Source organism: Cellulomonas fimi, assembly GCF_028527925.1.
Classification (GTDB): domain Bacteria; phylum Actinomycetota; class Actinomycetes; order Actinomycetales; family Cellulomonadaceae; genus Cellulomonas; species Cellulomonas fimi_C.
The window spans coordinates 164,279-182,013 of the sequence record NZ_JAPESW010000001.1; the positions used below are offsets into that span (position 1 = coordinate 164,279).

The 17,735-nt window shown below is 73.8% G+C and carries 9 protein-coding genes; 4 read left to right on the top strand and 5 right to left on the bottom strand.

The window, feature by feature from the left end; genetic code table 11:
• Window positions 1–34: 34 nt before the first annotated feature.
• Together mfd and OMK64_RS00750 are read right to left on the bottom strand one after the other, a co-directional pair.
• The gene (gene mfd / locus OMK64_RS00745) at window positions 35–3,712 is read right to left on the bottom strand and encodes a transcription-repair coupling factor (RefSeq protein WP_272726039.1); all 3,678 of its coding nucleotides are present in this window, start codon (window positions 3,710–3,712) and stop codon (window positions 35–37) included.
• A 199-nt stretch (window positions 3,713–3,911) separates the two neighbouring features.
• On the bottom strand, window positions 3,912–4,364 hold the full coding sequence (locus OMK64_RS00750; RefSeq protein WP_272726040.1) for an FAD synthase family protein: 453 nt from the start codon (window positions 4,362–4,364) through the stop codon (window positions 3,912–3,914).
• Between the two features lie 413 nt (window positions 4,365–4,777).
• Here OMK64_RS00750 and OMK64_RS00755 point away from each other — a divergent pair, with 413 nt between their 5' ends.
• From OMK64_RS00755 to OMK64_RS00770, 4 genes are all read left to right on the top strand, one after another.
• Window positions 4,778–6,574, top strand: a complete 1,797-nt coding sequence (locus OMK64_RS00755) for a tyrosine-protein kinase domain-containing protein (RefSeq protein WP_272726041.1) — start codon at window positions 4,778–4,780, stop codon at window positions 6,572–6,574.
• 39 nt (window positions 6,575–6,613) lie between these two features.
• Entirely contained in the window at window positions 6,614–7,978 is a 1,365-nt protein-coding gene (locus tag OMK64_RS00760; protein ID WP_272726042.1) for an O-antigen ligase family protein, read from the top strand.
• A complete protein-coding gene (locus tag OMK64_RS00765) occupies window positions 7,975–9,024 on the top strand; it encodes a glycosyltransferase (protein ID WP_272726043.1) in 1,050 nt (349 codons plus the stop codon). Before OMK64_RS00760 ends, OMK64_RS00765 begins: the two co-directional genes overlap by 4 nt.
• Before the next feature lie 166 nt (window positions 9,025–9,190).
• Window positions 9,191–10,234, top strand: coding sequence for a glycosyltransferase family 4 protein (locus tag OMK64_RS00770; protein WP_272726044.1), 1,044 nt, complete (start codon window positions 9,191–9,193; stop codon window positions 10,232–10,234).
• 185 nt (window positions 10,235–10,419) lie between these two features.
• On the opposite strand, the gene OMK64_RS00775 is transcribed toward OMK64_RS00770, so the two are convergent.
• From OMK64_RS00775 to OMK64_RS00785, 3 genes are read right to left on the bottom strand one after another with little or no spacing between them, the layout of a single operon-like run.
• Window positions 10,420–11,793, bottom strand: coding sequence for a flippase (locus OMK64_RS00775; protein WP_272726045.1), 1,374 nt, complete (start codon window positions 11,791–11,793; stop codon window positions 10,420–10,422).
• Entirely contained in the window at window positions 11,790–12,869 is a 1,080-nt protein-coding gene (locus OMK64_RS00780) for a glycosyltransferase family 2 protein (protein ID WP_272726046.1), read from the bottom strand. Before OMK64_RS00780 ends, OMK64_RS00775 begins: the two co-directional genes overlap by 4 nt.
• On the bottom strand, window positions 12,866–17,575 hold the full coding sequence (locus OMK64_RS00785) for a PKD domain-containing protein (protein ID WP_272726047.1): 4,710 nt from the start codon (window positions 17,573–17,575) through the stop codon (window positions 12,866–12,868). The genes OMK64_RS00780 and OMK64_RS00785 overlap by 4 nt, the downstream gene beginning before the upstream one ends.
• Window positions 17,576–17,735: the final 160 nt, after the last annotated feature.

Consider the following 17,735-nt stretch of genomic DNA (forward strand, 5'->3'; position numbering starts at 1 on the left):
GGTACGAGCTCGCTGCGCGGGCCGGTCGTGGCGCCTACCGGCCGCCCGTCCCGACCGACGCGGCGGCGGACACGTCGCCGAGGACCACGGCGTCGAGGAACTGGCGCGCCCACGCGAGCAGCTCCCGGCCGTGCAGCGGCCGGCCGCCGATGCGGGCAGTCGTCGGGAACGGCACCAGGACCGTGCGAGTCGCCGGCTTGAGCACCGACCCGGGGTAGAGCCGCTTGAGCCGGAGCTGCGCGGACTCGGGCAGCTCGACGGGCGCGAACCGCACGAACTTGCCCTGCGCGGTGACGTCGGTGAGCCCGGCGGACCGCACCTTCTGGCGGAACTCGGCGACCTCGAACAGGTTGTCGACGGCCGCGGGCACCGCGCCGTACCGGTCGGCGAGCTCGGCCCGCACCTCGCCCAGCGCGGTCGCGTCGGCGGCCGCCGCGATCTTCTTGTACGCCTCGAGCCGCAGCCGCTCGTGCGCGATGTAGTCGTGCGGGATGTGCGCGTCGACGGGCAGCTCGATCGTGACGTCGGGCAGCTCCTCCGGCTGGTCTCCGCGGAACGACGCGACGGCCTCGCCGACCATGCGGATGTACAGGTCGAAGCCCACGCCCTCGATGTGCCCGGACTGCTCGCCGCCCAGCAGGTTGCCCGCGCCGCGGATCTCGAGGTCCTTCATCGCGACGGCCATGCCCGCGCCGAGGTCGGTGTTCGCGGCGATCGTCTGAAGGCGGTCGTGCGCGGTCTCCGTGAGCGGCTTCTCCGGCGGGTAGAGGAAGTACGCGTACGCGCGCTCGCGCCCGCGGCCGACGCGCCCGCGGAGCTGGTGCAGCTGCGACAGGCCCAGCAGGTCGGACCGCTCGAGGATCAGCGTGTTCGCGTTGGAGATGTCGAGGCCCGTCTCGACGATCGTCGTGCAGACGAGGACGTCGAACCTCTTCTCCCAGAAGTCGACGATGACGCGCTCGAGCTGGTGCTCGTTCATCTTCCCGTGGGCGACGGCGACGCGGGCCTCCGGCACGAGCTCGGTGATCCGGGACGCCGCGCGCTCGATCGACTCGACCTTGTTGTGCACGTAGAACACCTGGCCCTCGCGCAGCAGCTCGCGGCGCACGGCGGCGGCGATCTGCTTCTCGTCGTACGCGCCGACGAACGTGAGGACGGGGTGCCGCTCCTCGGGCGGGGTCGCGAGCGTCGACATCTCGCGGATGCCCGTGACCGCCATCTCGAGCGTGCGCGGGATCGGCGTCGCGCTCATCGCGAGCACGTCGACGTTGGTCCGCAGCGCCTTGAGCGTCTCCTTGTGCTCGACGCCGAACCGCTGCTCCTCGTCGATGATGACGAGGCCCAGGTCCTTGAACCGCACCTCGCCCGTGATGAGGCGGTGCGTACCGATGACGATGTCGACCGACCCGTCGGACAGGCCCGCGACGACCTCCTTCGACTCCTTGTCCGTCTGGAACCGCGACAGCGCCTTCACCGTCACCGGGAACGCGGAGTACCGCTCGGAGAACGTGTCGAGGTGCTGCTGGACGAGCAGCGTGGTCGGGACGAGGACCGCGACCTGCTTGCCGTCCTGCACGGCCTTGAACGCCGCGCGCACGGCGATCTCCGTCTTGCCGTAGCCGACGTCGCCGCACACCAGCCGGTCCATGGGGATCGGCTTCTCCATGTCGGCCTTGACCTCGTCGATCGTCGCGAGCTGGTCGGGCGTCTCGACGTACGCGAACGCGTCCTCGAGCTCGCGCTGCCACGGCGTGTCCGCGCCGAACGCGTGCCCCGGCGTCGCCATCCGGGCGCTGTAGAGCCGGATGAGCTCCGCCGCGATCTCCTTGACCGCCTTGCGCGCCCGGCCCTTCGTCTTGGCCCAGTCGCCGCCACCCATCTTGTTGAGCGTCGGCGCCTCGCCGCCCACGTACTTCGTGACCTGATCGAGCTGGTCGCTCGGCACGAACAGCCGGTCGCCCGGCTGGCCACGCTTGCTCGAGGCGTACTCGATGACCAGGTACTCACGCGTCGCCGCGTTGGCGCCGGTCCCGATCGTGCGCTGCACGAGCTCGACGAACCGGCCGACGCCGTGCTGCTCGTGCACCACGAAGTCGCCGGGCCGCAGCTGGAGCGGGTCGACGACGTTGCGGCGCCGGCTCGGCATGCGCCGCATGTCGCGCGTGCTGCTGCCCGCGCGCCCCGTGAGATCGGCCTCGGAGAACAGCGCGAGGCGCAACGGCTCGGCGACGAAGCCCGGACCCGCCGGCGCGGGCACGACGAGGACGACGCCGCCCTCGGGCCGGTCGTCGACCGACGTGACCAGCCGCGCCGGGACGTCGGACGCCTTGAGCTGCTCGACCATGCGCTGCGCGGGCCCGTGCCCCTCGGTCGCGAGCACCAGGTGCCAGCCCTGCTGCTGCAGCGTGCGCACGTCGGCGACGGCACGCGCGACCTCGCCGCGGTAGCGCTCGACGTCACGCGCGGCGACGACGACCGTGTGCCCGTCGGCGGCGACGTCGTCCGGCAGAGCCGGGGCTGCCGCGGGTGCGTCGCCCGCGTCCGCGCCGGGCGCACCCGCCGCGACCGTCGCGTCGGCGTCCAGCGTGAACGGGCTGAGCGTCCACCAGCCGAGCCCGCGCACGGCCGACAGCGCGCGCACCTCGGCGAACGACGCGAACGACGCCGCCGACAGGTCGAGCGGGGTCGCCGCGCCCGCCGCAGCCGACGTCCACGCCGCCGCCAGGAACTCCTCGGTCGTCGCGACCAGGTCGTGCGCGCGGCGCCGCACGCGCTCGGGGTCGGCGACGACGAGCAGCGCGTCGTCCGGCACGAGGTCGAGCACCGGCACCATGCGCTCGACGAGCGCCGGGGCGAGCGACTCCATGCCCTCGACCGCGATGCCCTGCGCGAGCTTGTCCAGCATGTCGACCGCGCCGGGCAGCCGCTCCGCGAGCGCCGCGGCCCGCTCGCGCACCGCGTCCGTCAGCAGGATCTCCCGGCACGGCGGGGCCCACAGCCCGTGCTGCGCGACCTCGAGCGAGCGCTGGTCCGCGACCGAGAACCAGCGGATCTCCTCGACGTCCTCGCCCCACAGCTCGATGCGCAGCGGGTGGTCGTCGGTCGGCGGGAAGACGTCGAGGATGCCGCCGCGCACCGCGAACTCGCCGCGCTTCTCGACCATGTCGACGCGCTGGTACGCCGCGGCGACGAGCCGCTCGGTGAGGTCGTCCAGGTCCACGCGGTCGCCGACCGAGACCGCGACGGGCTCGAGCTCGCCGAGCCCCTCGACGACCGGCTGCAGCAGCGCCCGCACCGGCAGCACGAGCACGCGCACCGGCCCGGTGGGGCCGTCCGCGGTCGGGTGCGCCAGCCGGCGGAAGACGGCCAAGCGGCGCGCAACCGTGTCCGACCGCGGCGACAGGCGCTCGTGCGGCAGCGTCTCCCACGCGGGCAGCACGGCCACCGCGTCGTCCGGGAGGTAGCAGCGCAGCGCAGCCGCGAGCTCGTCCGCGTCGCGGCCCGTCGCGGTCACGACGACGAGCGGCCGCCCCTTCGCACCCGGTCCCGACGCGTCGGCCGTCGCGTGGGCGCCCGCGAGCGCGGCCAGCAGCGGGGGCCGCACACCCGCCGGACCGACGACGTCGAGCTCGCCGCGTGCGGGGACGAGCGAGACGGCCTCCGCGAGCGCGGGGTCGTCGAGGAGCGCGGGCAGCAGGCCGGTGAGGTCCATGGTTCCTTCGCGGAGGGCTCGACGGAGCGCTGGTGGCCCGGTCCGGGCACAGCACGAACGCCCCGGATCCACGTGGATCCGGGGTGCAGCACGAGTCTACGAGCCCGCGCCGACACCGCCTGGGCGACGTCGAGCAGGACCGCCCGCGGGCGGGGTCGAGCAGTGCAGCCCGCCGGCGGTGCCGGACGGGGGCGTCGGGTCAGCCGACCTCGGACGCGACGAGCTCCTCCGGGCCGTCGATCGCCGCGAGCGCGCGCCGCAGCGCGGTGCTCGAGGTGTGCACGGTGTACGGGAAGTAGATGACGTCGACGCCGACCGCCGCGAAGTCGCGCTCCAGCCGGTCGCCCTTGGGCGTGCCGCGCCAGTCGTCGCCCTTGAAGATGACGTCGAACCCGACGCTGCGCCAGGTCTCGACCTTGTCGGGCTGCACCTCGGCGACGACCTCGTCGACGTACGAGATGTGCCGCAGGATCTCCATGCGCTCCGCGAGCGGGATGATCGGCCGGCGACCCTTGGTGAGCTCGAGCACCTCGTCCGCGACGACGCCCGCGATGAGGTAGTCGCAGCGCCGCTTCGCGTGCCGGAGGATGTTGAGGTGTCCCACGTGGAACAGGTCGTACGCGCCGGGCGCGTACCCCACGATGCGTGCCATGCCACACCCTCCTGCTGACGAGACGGACCATGGGCCCGCGCCGTCGAGGACCTCCCAGCCGCGGGTCGCGCGACTGCAACCCGACCAGGTGACTGTAGAGGGAACCACCCCAACCCGGACATAGTGCGCGGCCCACGTCACCCTCCCGAGACGTTTTTCACCCACTTGTCCAGTTCGTCGCCACGATCGGGCCCCGCGCGACGCGGCGATCGGGTGGACCTGCGGCGTCGCGGTGGGCCGACCGGGCGAAAACGGCGAGGTTTCACATTTCGCCCACACCGCCACGGCTCTTTCCGGGGCAGGATCGTCGACAATCAAGAGCACTGACCGACGGTGGGGGGCAGCTCGGGCGACGGTGATCCCCGGTGGACGTCCTGCGCAGGGAGGTGCACCGGAACGAGAGGGGATCGGGCATGGAGCCTGCGGAGTACCTCGCAGCGCTGCGCAAGCACTGGCTGCTCATCGGCGTGCTCGCGGCGCTCGGCTTCGCGGCCGGCTACGCCTACTCGACCACGCTCCCGTCGAGCTACCGCGCGACGTCGAGCGTCTACGTCACCGCGACCGGCACGAGCTCGCCCGGCGAGCTGGTGCAGGGCTCGACGTACGCGCTCAACCGCATCGAGAACTACGCCCAGCTCGCGACCAAGCCGTACGTGCTCGACCCCGTCATCGAGAAGCTCGGGCTGGACACGACGGGCCGCTCGCTCGCGAAGTCGGTGAACGTGTCGGCGCTGCTCAACGCCACGATGCTCGAGATCTCCGTCGTCTCCGGCGACCCCGAGCGCTCGGCGGACATCGCGAACGCGGTCGCCCAGCAGCTCGCGGTCGCCGTCGAGGACCTCGAGGGCGACTCGGCGGACGGCGAGCCGAACGTCCAGATCACGCTGGTCGGCGAGGCCGCGCCGCCGTCGTACGCGTTCGCGCCGAACACCAAGCTCAACGCCGCGACGGGGATGGCGCTCGGCCTCATCGCGGGCGTCGTCATCGCACTCGCGCGCACGCTGCTCGACACGCGCATCCGCTCCATGAAGGACCTGCGCCGCGTCACCGACACACCCGTGCTGTCGTCCGTGCGGTGGGACCGCAAGAACCGCAAGAGCCCGCTGCTCATGCGCCGCGACCCGTTCGGCGACCAGGCCGAGGCGTTCCGGCGCCTGCGCACCAACCTGCGGTTCCTCACGATCGCGGGCCCGAGCCGGTCGATCGTCGTGACGTCGTCGCTGCCGACCGAGGGCAAGTCGACCGCCGCGATCAACCTCGCGATCGCGATGGCGGAGGGCAACCAGCGCATCCTGCTCATCGACGCTGACCTGCGCCGCCCGTCGGTGCACCGGTACCTCGGCATCGAAGGTGCGGTCGGCCTCACGACGGTGCTCATCGGCGAGGCCACCGCCGAGGAGGTCATCCAGCCGTGGGGCGAGGGCTCCCTCGACGTGCTGCCCGCCGGGCAGATCCCGCCGAACCCGAGCGAGCTGCTCGACTCCCCCGCGATGGGCCGGCTCCTGCAGCGCCTCGCGCTGCGCTACGACGTCATCCTGCTCGACTCGGCGCCGTTGCTGCCGGTCACCGACGCGGCCGTGCTGTCGCGGCTGACCGACGGCGCGCTCGTCGTCGTCGGCTGCCGGACCGTGCACCGTCCCCAGCTCTCGGACGCGCTCGCGTCGCTCAGCGCGGTCGACGCGCGCGTGCTCGGGCTGCTGCTCAACCAGGTGTCCGCCAAGGCGTCCGGCGCCGTCTACACGTACGGGTCGACGCCGCAGTCCACCGCGAAGGCGTGGTCCCTCGGAGGACAGCGTGGCGGACGTCGTCGCGTCGGGCGCCGCGGGACCCCCGAGACGGCCGCGACCGACGGATCCGCCGCGGTCCTCGCACCCACGACGGCGGCCGTAGCCGCCCCCGGGGCGACGGCCGGACAGGGCGCGGTCCCCACCGCCGCGCCGGCGCACCCCGGCGAGGCCGCACCCGAGCGTGACGGCGTGCCCGCAGCTCTCGGCACGGCAGGCACCACCGCACCCACGGCGCCCACCGCGTCCCGGCCGGCGCCCGTCGCCGCCGGCGGAGCGCCCGACGGTACGGACGGCTCGAGCCCCGCGGCGCGGTCCGGCGAGGCGCTGCTGCCCGGACGCGAGCTCACCGGGCTCGACGACCTGGAGCTGTCGACGCCGCGCCTCATGGCGCAGGAGCGCGGCGCGCACGCCTCCTGGCTGTGAGCCCGTCGTGAGGAGCCTCGCCGGGAAGGACCGTGCCGCGTGAGCACGCGCACCGCGCCCGCCGCCCCCGCCGCGCACCCGGGCGTCGCCCCCGCGCGGGCGGTGGGGACGTCGACGCGGACGCACGCGCACGCGCCCGGACCGCTGCCGGTGCCGCGGCGCTCGACGCGGTACGTGGCGATGGCGGCCGTCGCGATGGTCGCGCTGAACTACCAGGTCATCGACGCGTTCACGACGGCGATCGTCGTGCCGCTCGCGCTCGTGCCCGTCTGGTGGTCGGCGCCGAAGCGGTTCGTCGGCGCGCGAGGGCTGCTGCTGCTCGGCGCGCTCGCGCTCGCGTCGGGCGTGTGGCTGACCGCCGTGTCCTCGGGGTCGCACGCGATCAGCCCGGTCGTGCTGCGCGCGAACCTGCTGCTGGTCGTCGGCGGGTTCTGCGCGATCGGCCTGCTGCTGTGGGCCCGGACCGTGCTGCCCCTGCGGACGGTCGCGCTGTCGGCCGCCGCGGGCCTCGTCCTGCGCATCGGCCTCGAGCCGATCAACCCGGCCAACCCGTGGAAGTACAACTTCTCCTACGCGGTGACGGTCCTCGCGCTCGGGCTCGTCGTGCGCAAGCGGCCGCGACCCGTCGAGATCGTCCTGCTGCTCGCGCTCGCCGCGGTCTGCATGCTCAACGACTCCCGGTCGGCGTTCGCGACGCTCGTGCTCGCCGCGCTGCTCGTCGCCTACCAGCTGCGCCCGACGACGCTCGGCCGGCGGTCGAGCGCGCTCGCCACCATCGCGCTGTTCGCGGGCATCGCGGCCTGCGTCTACTCCGTCGGCACGACGCTCATCCTCGAGGGGTACCTCGGCGCGGAGACGCAGCAGCGGTCGCAGGAGCAGGTGCAGACGTCCGGCTCCATCCTGCTGGGCGGCCGGCCCGAGTGGGGCGCCAGCCTCGCGCTCATGGAGTCCCGGCCGATGGGCTACGGCGTCGGCGTGCAGGCGAACCTCGACGACATCCTTGTCGCGAAGTCCGGCATGGCCGCGCTCAACTACGACCCGGACAACGGCTACGTCGAGAACTACATGTTCGGCAGCGAGATCAAGCTGCACGCGGTGATCGCGGACCTCTGGTCGAACTTCGGCATCCCCGGGCTCGCGCTCGGTGCGTGGATCCTCGGCCTGTCGGTATGGTCGATCGCGAGCGCCGCCGCACGCCGTGTCGCGTCCGGCCTCACGATCTACCTGACGTGCGTCATGCTCTGGAACTTCGCGTTCGGTCCCATCTACAGCTCGATGCCGATCATCGTGCTCGCGCTCGGCATGCTGCTGCTCCCCCGACCCGGCGTGGACGCCGGCGAGGCGACCCTCGACGACACCCGACCGGCCGCCGTGCCGGACCCCCTGCCGGAAGGGCGCGCATGACCGTCACGGTGCTCGAGTCGTTCCCGCGGCCGCGCCGCACGACCAACCCGTACCTCGCGCAGCTGCTCGACGAGCTGCCCGACGACGTGCACGCGCTCACGTTCGACTGGCGCACCGCGCTGCTGGGCCGTTACGACGTCTTCCACGTCCACTGGCCGGAGAAGCTCCTGCGGGGCACGTCCCGGCTCAAGACCGCGGCCCGGTTCGCGACGACGGCCGCCCTGCTCGCGCGGCTCGCGCTGACCCGCACGGCCGTCGTCCGGACCCTCCACAACGTCGAGCCGCACGAGTCGGGGAGCGCGCTCGAACGGTGGATCCTGCGTCTCGTCGACCGCCGGACGACCGTCTTCGTGCGCCTCAACGGCACGACCCCGCTGCCCGCCGACGCGCGGCCCGGGACGCCGCTCGTCACCGTCCCGCACCCGCACTACCGCGACTGGTACGCCGCGCACCCGCGCGGGGACGCGCGCCCCGGGCGTGTGCTCTTCTTCGGGCTCGTCCGGCCCTACAAGGGCGTCGAGGAGCTCATCGAGGCGTTCCGCGCGACCCCCGGCGACGACCTCGAGCTGCGCGTCGTCGGCAGCCCCGAGACCGAGGAGCTGCGCGCGACCGTCGAGACCCTCGCGGCCGCCGACCCGCGCGTCGGGCTGCGGCTCGCGTACGTCGACGACGACGTGCTGGCCGCCGAGGTGTCCGCCGCGTCGCTCGTCGTGCTCCCCTACCGCCGGCTGCACAACTCGGGGGCCGCGCTGCTCGCGCTCTCGCTCGACCGGCCCGTCCTGGTCCCGGCCGGGCCGACGTCCACCGAGCTGGCCGCCGAGGTCGGCGGCGCGTGGGTCACGACGTTCACCGGCTCCGTGACGCCCGACGACCTGCGCGCGGGCCTCGACCGTGCGACCGCGCTCGAGCTGGGCCGCGACCGCCCCGACCTGTCGGCGCGCGACTGGCCCGCCGTCGCCGCCGGGCACGCCGCCGTGTTCCGCGACGCCGTCGCGCGCGCCCACGGCCGCACCACGCGGCAGCTCGTGACTCAGGACGCGTCGTGAGCCCGCACGCGTCCGCTGCCGCCGCGGCGGCCCGACGCCCCGCTCGCGCACGCGCCGCCCGTCCGCCGCGCCCTGCCCTCGCACGCCGCGCACCCGCGCCGCGTCCCGCCACCGCTCGCGCCGTCGGCGCGCCGCGTCCCGTCGTGCCGCACCCCGAGGAGCCCCGATGACCGCGATCCCGGTCACCGCGACCCGCACCGCCGTCGAGGTGGTCTTCCGAGCCGAGCGGGACATCGCGTCGTGGGAGGCCCGGCACACGCGCGGCGAGGTGCCCGGCCGCTGGCCGTACGGGCTCGACCTGCTCGAGCGCACCGGAGCCACCGTCACGACCGCGAGCCTGCCCGAGCCGACGCGCGCCGACCGCGTGCGCGCGCTGCTGCGTTCCGCGGTGCCGCACCGCGGCCGGACCGACGTGGGCATCGCGTGGGACGAGAACCTCGCGCGCCGGATGCTCGTCCTGTCCCCGCACGCCCGCATGTTCGCGGGCACGATCTGGCTCACGGATGCCCTCGAGATCGACCCGTCGTCCGACCGCGTGCGCGGCGCGCTCGACGTGCTGCGGCGCATGGACGGCGTGTTCGTCAACAGCCGCGCCCAGGTCGAGCCGCTCCAGGCCGCGCTGGGCCGGTCGGGCCCGCCGGTGTCGTTCTTCACGTTCGGCGTCGACCACGAGTTCTTCTCCGCGCAGCCGCCCGCGCCCGCACCGCTCGTCGTGAGCGTCGGCGGCGACCGGGACCGGGACCCCACCACGCTCTTCGCCGCGCTGTCGCGCGTGCACGAGGCGCGGCCCGACGTCGAGATCGTCGTGCAGAACGCGTCCGACGTGCCCGCGCCCCCCGGCGTCACGAAGGTCCCGCGGCTCTCGCACACCGAGCTGCGGGACCTCTACGCGCGCGCGAGCGTCGTCGCGATCGCGACCCGCCCGAACCTGCACATGTCCGGGCTCACGGTCAGCCTCGAGTCGATGGCGACCGCACGTCCCGTCGTGCTCACCGCGACACCCGGCCACGAGGACTACCACCGCGACGGCGAGACCGCGCTGCTCGTCGAGCCGCAGGAGCCGACCGACCTGGCGGACCGGGTGCTGGGCCTGCTCGACGACCCGGACGCGGCGGTCGCGCTCGGTCAGCGCGCGCGGCAGGCGGTCGAGGACCGCTTCACGTCCGCGCACCTCGTCGACGGCATGGCGCGAGCGGTCGGGCTGGTCTGACTCGCGGTTCGGCTCCCACGACGCCCGGTCGGGTACCGTCGCTCGCATCCCGACAACAGGTGCCCCGGGGCGCCCGAGGCGTCAGCCGAACCGATGCGTGTAGAGGGCCGTAGGCGGGAGGGCGGCTCGCGAGTCCCACGACCGGGGACCCAGGCAGTCCGCATCGGACCCGGGCACCCCGAGCGTCAGCGACGGCGGCGGAGGCGGCGGGTGACGCCGCCGGTCAGCGAGCCCGCGTAGCCGCGCAGGATCGTCAGGTCGGTGCGGCGGACGCCGTAGAACGACAGCATCGACACGCCGAACAGCCGCTTGAGGAACCACTGGTTCAGGCCGGACGAGACGACGTAGCCGAGGAGCGTCGCCCATGCCGCGCCCATCGCCCCGTAGGTCGGGACGAGCACCACGAGCAGGCCGATGTTGAGCACGCAGGCGATCACGAGCGCGATGCTGCGCAGGCCCGGCCGCCCGCGCGCGGACAGGCCCGCACCGGCGATGGATCCGGGCGTGCTGATGACGACGGCCACGAGCAGCAGCCACGCGATGGGCACGGCGGGCGCGAACTCCTCGCCGAACAGCAGCGGGAGCCACCAGAGCATCGTGCCGCCGAGGACGAGCGCGACGACCGTGCAGATGAGCGTCGAGATGCGGGCGGCCGCGGCGAGGCGTGCGTCCTCGCTGCGGCTCGCGTCGGTCACGAACGTCACGTCGCGCACCGCCCGGTGGATCACCAACGGGAGCTCGCTCACGTTCACCGCGACGACGTACAGGCCGAGCTCGTAGGCGCTGCTCAGCGGGGTCATGATCGTCTGGTCGACGCGGGACAGCAGGATCCCGGAGATCGTGCCGATCCAGAGCCGCAGGCCGTACCCGGTGAGCGCGCGGGTCGACGCCAGGCCCTCGGTGTCGGGCTCGGCCGGCGGCAGCCGTCGGGGCAGCGTGAGGTACGCGAGCGCGCCCATGACGGGCATGACGGCGAGCACGACCGTCGCGGTGAACGGCGTGAGGTGGTCGGTGAGCCACAGCGGGACGAGCACGGCCAGCCGGAGGCCGGACGCGAGCACCTTCTCCCACGCGACCATCGCCCAGCGCTGCAGGCCGGACGCGATGCCGCGCAGGACGCCCAGCAGCAGCGTCGGCAGCACCGCGAGCGACGCGACCGCCATGAGCTTCTGGATCTCGAGGTCGCCGCCGGACAGCCACTCGCGCGCGGCGAACACCGCGCCCGTCGCGAGCAGGCCCGCGAGGACCACGATGAGCGCGCCGTTGCGCGCCGCGACCCGGACCAACCGCGGGTGCCGCGCGACCGCGTAGGACACGGCCTCCGGCACGCCGAAGGTCATGAGGGCGATCGCGAGCCCGAGCGGCGCCGTCGCGGCGGCGACCGCACCGCGCCCGTCGACGCCCAGCGACTGCGCGAGGATCGGGCCGCTCGCGAGCGCGACCACGGGCGGGAACAGGTTCCCGACCAGCGTGATCGTCATGCTGCGGGCGGTGCCGCCCTTCGCCTTCGTGCGGTCCTCCACCGCCGGCCCTCCGGTCCCCCCGGTCGTGCGGGTCACGACGCGCCCGGCACCTTCCCGGCGCGCACCGTGCGCCGCCCGTCGCGCGCGTACTCGACGTACACCGTGCCGTACGCACCCGCGATCATGCCCGTGCCGCGCGCGAACGTGCGACGGCCCTTCGCCTGGTGGACGGCCGAGCGCGTCGCGGTGCCGAGCGCCCAGCGGGCTGCGCCGCCGGCGGCCCGGACCGCGCCCTGACCCGTCACGCGCACCCGGACGAGCGCGCGGTCCAACGGGCCGTCGGCCAGCACGACGGACGTGCGGCCCCACGTGTTGCCGTTGCGGAACGCACGCGCGAGCACCCAGCGGCGCGTCACGCGGTCGGGCGGTACGACGTCGACCACGACGGCCTCGTCGCACCACACCATCCGCCCGCCGGCCTTCGCGAGCTGCCGCGTGAGGAGCTGGTCGGAGCCGCCGGACAGCCCGAACCGCTCGTCGAAGCGCAGACCGAGCTCGCGCACCCGGGCCATGTCCAGCAGCAGGTTGTTCGTGGCGGCCACGTCGGTCGTCGTGCCCGTCGGCAGGCGCCGGCGGTCGAAGAACCGGCCCGCGGTCACCCACGCGTCGGGCTGCTGCTCGAACTCGGACACCACGGGCCCGACGACGCCCTCCGGGCGGTCCACCAGGTACGTGTCGACGAGCAGGCGCAGCCACGTCGGGACGGGCCGCTCGTCGTCGTCGATGAACACCAGCAGGTCCGCGTCGGCCGACTCGTCGAACGCGCGGTTGCGGGCCGCGGCGATGCCGGGCTGCGGCTCGTGCGCGTACCGCACGACGGGTCCACCGTCGGCTGCCGAACGCGCCGCCTCGGCCTGCACGACGCCGCGCGCACCGCCCTCGGGGTCGTTGTCGACGACGAGCACCTCCGCCGGCGGGTCGAGCAGCGCGGCCTGGGCCACGAGCATCGGCAGCGCCGCCCGCAGGTCGTCGGGGCGCTTGTACGTCAGCACCCCGACGACCGTGCGCGGGTCGTCGTGACCGGCCGCGGCCGCGTCGTGCGCGGCCGCCGTCGTCGAGCCGTCCTCCATCGATCCCCCCGCCGGACGTCGCTCCCCCTGAGCGGCGATCATGGCACGACCGGGCGCGCCACCAGCTCGCTCCACCGAGCCGTGAGCGGCAGCGTCGTCGTGGTCGACGACGTGTACACCGACAGGCCGATCCCGCCCGCGGCCTGCAGCGCGGCCGTGGTGCTCGTGCCCGACAGGGTCCACGTGGTCGGCTCCGGCGAGCCCGAGGCCCACACCTTCGCGCGCAGCGTCGTCGTGCCCGTCCCGGTCACCTGGAAGCGGGCCTGCAGCGTCTGGCCGGCGGCGTAGGTGATGCCGGGGACGTTGACCTGGGCCACGGTGACCGTGGTGCCGGCGGAGATCCCGACGATCGACGCCCGCACGACACCCGTCGACAGCATCTTGAGGCGCAGGCGGTAGCCGTCCGTCGTGCCCGCGGTGCGACCCGCGAGCTCGAGGTCGGTGCCCGACCCGGTCGGCATGACGTCGAGGGCGACCTTCGCCGTGAGGTCCGTGCTGGTCGACGAGACCGGCAGGAAGGACGACAGGCGGAACCCGGCGCCGGTCACGCGCATCGCGCCCGTCCCGTTCGCGACCGAGAAGTTCGTCGCACCACCCTGGACCGTCCACGCGCCGCCGGTGTCGGCCGAGCCCCAGCCGCCCGTGACCGACCGCGCGAACGGGTCGAGCGCGAACGGGGTGTCCGCTGGCGGCGCGGCCACGGTGACCTCACGGGTCGTGGTGCCGGTGTCGCCGTCGTCGTCCGTCGTCGTGAGCGTGATCGTGTACGTGCCGTCGGCGGCGTACGTGTGGTTCGCCGTCGCGCCGGTCGCCGTCGCGCCGTCGCCGAACTGCCACGCGTACGACGTGATCTGGCCGTCCGCGTCGGTCGAGGCCGACGCGTCGACCGCCACCGCGAGGTGCGTCGGCGTCGCCGTGAAGGCCGCGACCGGGCCCTGGTTCGGGACGGGCGCCGCCACGGTGACCTCGCGGGTCGTCGTGCCGGTGTCGCCGCGGTCGTCCGTGACGGTCAGCGTGACCGTGTAGGTGCCGGCCGCCGCGTAGGTGTGCGACGCCGTCGCACCCGTGCCCGTCGCACCGTCGCCGAAGTCCCACGCGTGCGCGGTGAGGGTGCCGTCGGCGTCGGCCGACGCGGAGCCGTCGACCGCCACCGTGAGGTCCGTCGGCGTCGCGGTGAACGCCGCCACGGGTGCCTGGTTCGGCGCCACGACCGTGATCGTGCGGACCGTCTGCGCGCTGCCGCCGCGGTCGTCCGTGACGGTGAGCGTCACCTGGTAGTCGCCGCCCGCCGCGTAGGTGTGCGTCGGGGCGGGGCCGTCGCCCGTCGTGCCGTCGCCGAACGTCCACGCGTGCTGCGTGATCGTGCCGTCCGGGTCGGTGGACGTGCCGGCGTCGAACGCGACCGTCAGGTCCGTCGGCGTCGCGGTGAACGCGGCCGTCGGCAGCTGGTTCGGCGGGACGACCGTGACGTCGTGCGTGACCTGCGCGGTCGCGCCCTTGTCGTCCGTGACCGTCAGCGTGACCGGGTAGGTCCCGCCCGCCGCGTAGGTGTGCGACGGCGTCGCCCCTGTGGCGGTCGCGCCGTCCCCGAACGTCCACGCGTAGCCGGCGACCGTGCCGTCGGGGTCCGTCGAGCCGGACGCGTCGAACGCGACCGTCAGGTCGGTCGGCGTCGACGTGAACGCGCCGACCGGCAGCTGGTTCGGGAGCTGCCCCGTCTTGCCGAGCGCGTAGTGGTTGGCCACCGTCTGCGCGTCGAGCACCGAGGAGTAGACCGCGACCTCGTCGATCGTGCCCGCGAACCACGCCTGCGGGCCCCACGTCGTGTCGCCGAAGATCCGCCAGTAGCCGTTGTACGCCTGCGCGGCCGTCTGGGGGTTCGTGCCCTGCAACGCGCCGTCGACGTACAGCTTCATGCCGTCCGGGCCCTGGGTGGCGACGAGGTGGTGCCACTGGTTGTTGTTGTACGACGCGGTGGTCGTGATCGTGTTGGCCACGCCCGTCCACGTGCCGAAGGTGAGGCGCCCGTTCGTCTCCATGTAGACGTGCCGGTCGTAGCTGCCCGACACCCCGGTGTTCGTGTCGCCGAAGCCGATGAGCTTGCCGCCGTTCGTGGTCGACGTCCTGAACCACAGCTCCTGCGAGTAGACCGTCGGGTTCGAGACCTGCTGCGTGCTCGCGACGAGCGTGTTGCTCGAGCCGAGCGACCGGACCGCGGTGTTGCTCACGCCCGACAGCGCGCCCGACTGGCTGCGCAGGAGGGTGCCCCGGTAGACGCCCGGCGTCCCGTACGGGCCGGAGTCGGCCGCCGTGGTGCCCGACCCCTCCGCGAGCCGCCAGTACAGCTCGGGCCCGGCGTCGTAGACGGCCTTGCCGTACGCGTCGGCGGGTGCCGGCGGCTTGGCGACGGTGCGGCCCGAGAGCGTGTAGTGGCTCTCGACCTGCGCGACCGTGAGCGGCGCCGGGTAGACGGCGACGTCGTCGATGCTGCCCGCGAGGTAGCCGCTCGTCGGCTGGTTCGGCCACCCGCCGAGGTTGTCGCCGCCGATCCGCCAGTAGCCGGTGTAGGCCTGGCCGGTGGTCGTGTCGGCACGCTGCCCGACGCGGCGCCCGTCGACGTAGAGCTTCATGCCCTCGGTACCCATCGACGCCACGACGTGGTGCCACTGGCCGTCGTTGTACGCCGCGGAGCTCGTGACCGTCCGGGCCGAGCCCGGGTACACCCCGAACGTGATCTTGCCCGAGTTCTCCATGTAGACGTGCCGGTCGTAGCTGCCCGACGAGCCCGTCTGCAGGTTCGCGAAGCCGATGATCTTGCCGCCGCGCGTGGTGGTCGTCTTGATCCACGCCTCGACCGCGAACGAGTCGGGGCCCTGGATCGGCGTGGTCGTGGTGCCCGTCGAGCTCGCGGTGCCGTCGAACGTCGAGGCGGCGTTCGGGTCGTCGATGATCGCGCCGGCCGCGCCGCGCGTCACGGTGGACCCGAGCGCGAGGTCGGACCAGCCGACCCAGTCGAACGCCGTGGTCCCGCTGGGCTCACCGAGCCGCCACAGCGACGTCGCGCCGTCGGTGCGCACCTGCTGCGCGTACGCGCTCGTCGAGGAGTCGTCGGAGACGGTGACCTGGACCTGGTCCGTGATCGCGGAGTTGCCGAACGGGTCGACGGCCTTGATCCGGTAGGTGTACGTCGCCCCCGGCGTGAGGCCGGTGTCCATGAAGCCCATCTGCGGGCGCTTCCAGACCACCGACGGCGCGGTCACCGTGTGGATGACCTGACCGTTGCGCGACACGGTGTACGTGAGGTTCTCGTTGTCGCGGTCGTAGTTCGCCGGCCAGCTCAGGCGCACCGTGCCCGCCTGGAACGACGCGGCCGACAGCGGCCACGTGCCCGACGCGAGGCGGGGGCCCTGCTTGTTGGGCGCGGTGTCCGTGCGCGCGAACCGCGCGAGACCCTGCTGGCCCTTGTTGTTGACGATCGTGAACTCGCCGCCGTACAGCAGGTACTGGTCGTTGCCCGTGACCGTCCACGGCCCCTGGCCCTGGCCCGTGTACGAGCCCGAGTTGATGTCCGGGTACCAGTTGAGGAGCGTCGGCGTGGGCTTGCCGGCGTAGTTGTAGTAGCCGTACGGGTCGGCGGTCGCGACGCCCGTCACGGCCTTGCTGAACGCGAGCGCGCGGTAGAACGTCCACGGCTCGGTCTGCGGGAAGCCGCCGATGTTGCCGCAGTAGTGCGGGTGCCCCGCGACGTACACCGCGTCACCCGGGCCGGGCCACGCCGCGTACGTGTCGCCGTGGCAGTCCTCGACCCAGACCAGCTCGCCGGTGGCCCAGTCGCCGCGCGCGGTGCCCTCGAGGTTGCCGGTGCTGCCGAACACGTATCCGGTGACGTAGAAGCTGGTCGCGTCGCTCGTGAGGCTCGTGATCGACGCCTGCGTCGAGCCGTTGCGGATGAGCCCGTTGATCGCGAGCGGCAGCGTCGCGCCCGAGACGGCGTCGACGCGCGCCAGGCCGTAGCCCGGGTTCCCGCTGCCGTTGAACGTCGAGAAGCTGCCGCCGACGATGACCTGCGACTGGTCGGGCGAGACGACGAGCGCGCTCACCGAGCCGTCGTCCGCGCTGGGCGCCCACGGCAGGAGCGCGCCGTCGGCCGCGTTGAACGCCGCGACCTTGTTGCGGGGCGACCCGTTCGCGTTCGTGAACGAGCCGCCGACGTACACGGTGGTGTTCGTCGCGACGATCGTGCGCACCTGCGAGTCGACGCCCGGGTTGAAGGACGACACGAGCGCCCCCGTCGCCGCGTCGAACGCCGCGATCCGGTACCGCGGCTGCCCCGCGATGCTCGTGAAGTTGCCGCCCACGTACACGCGCGTCCCGTCCGGCGACACCGCGACCGTCCGCACCTGCGCGTTGGGGTTCGGCGCCCACGAGGCGTCGAGGACACCGGTCGTCAGGTCGTACGCGAGGAGGTTCGCGCGGGGCACCAGGTTGGTGCCGGCCGCCGAGCCTGCCGGGCGCGCGTTCGCGAAGTCACCACCGACGAAGACACGCGACCCGGCGATCCCCTGCTGCCAGACGACGCCGTCGATCTGCACGGTCGGCAGCGAGTCGGCGGCGACCGTGAGCGGGGTCCCCTCGAGCGGCACGGTGTCGGCGGCGGCCGGCGTCGCGAGCGTCAGGCCCGCGAACGACAGGGCGACGGCAGCGACGAGCGCGGAGGAACGGGCGACGAGTCCGCGGGAACGGGTCATGGGGCACCTCGGGGGCGACGGGGGCGCGCGGCAGGGCGAGCCACGCACGAGGATCGTATGCAGGCGAAACCGCACCGAAGGGTGAGGAACCGGGTGAACTGGACGCGCAACCGGGTGATTCGGACGAATCGTTTCGCCGGTCGGTGCCGCAGGCCGCCCA

Bases quoted from the DNA above. Each gene is read 5' to 3' on its own strand.
- mfd (WP_272726039.1), bottom strand. From the start codon at position 3,712: ATGGACCTCACCGGCCTGCTGCCCGCGCTCCTCGACGACCCCGCGCTC.
- OMK64_RS00750 (WP_272726040.1), bottom strand. From the start codon at position 4,364: ATGGCACGCATCGTGGGGTACGCGCCCGGCGCGTACGACCTGTTCCAC.
- OMK64_RS00755 (WP_272726041.1), top strand. From the start codon at position 4,778: ATGGAGCCTGCGGAGTACCTCGCAGCGCTGCGCAAGCACTGGCTGCTC.
- OMK64_RS00765 (WP_272726043.1), top strand. From the start codon at position 7,975: ATGACCGTCACGGTGCTCGAGTCGTTCCCGCGGCCGCGCCGCACGACC.
- OMK64_RS00770 (WP_272726044.1), top strand. From the start codon at position 9,191: ATGACCGCGATCCCGGTCACCGCGACCCGCACCGCCGTCGAGGTGGTC.
- OMK64_RS00780 (WP_272726046.1), bottom strand. From the start codon at position 12,869: ATGATCGCCGCTCAGGGGGAGCGACGTCCGGCGGGGGGATCGATGGAG.
- OMK64_RS00785 (WP_272726047.1), bottom strand. From the start codon at position 17,575: ATGACCCGTTCCCGCGGACTCGTCGCCCGTTCCTCCGCGCTCGTCGCT.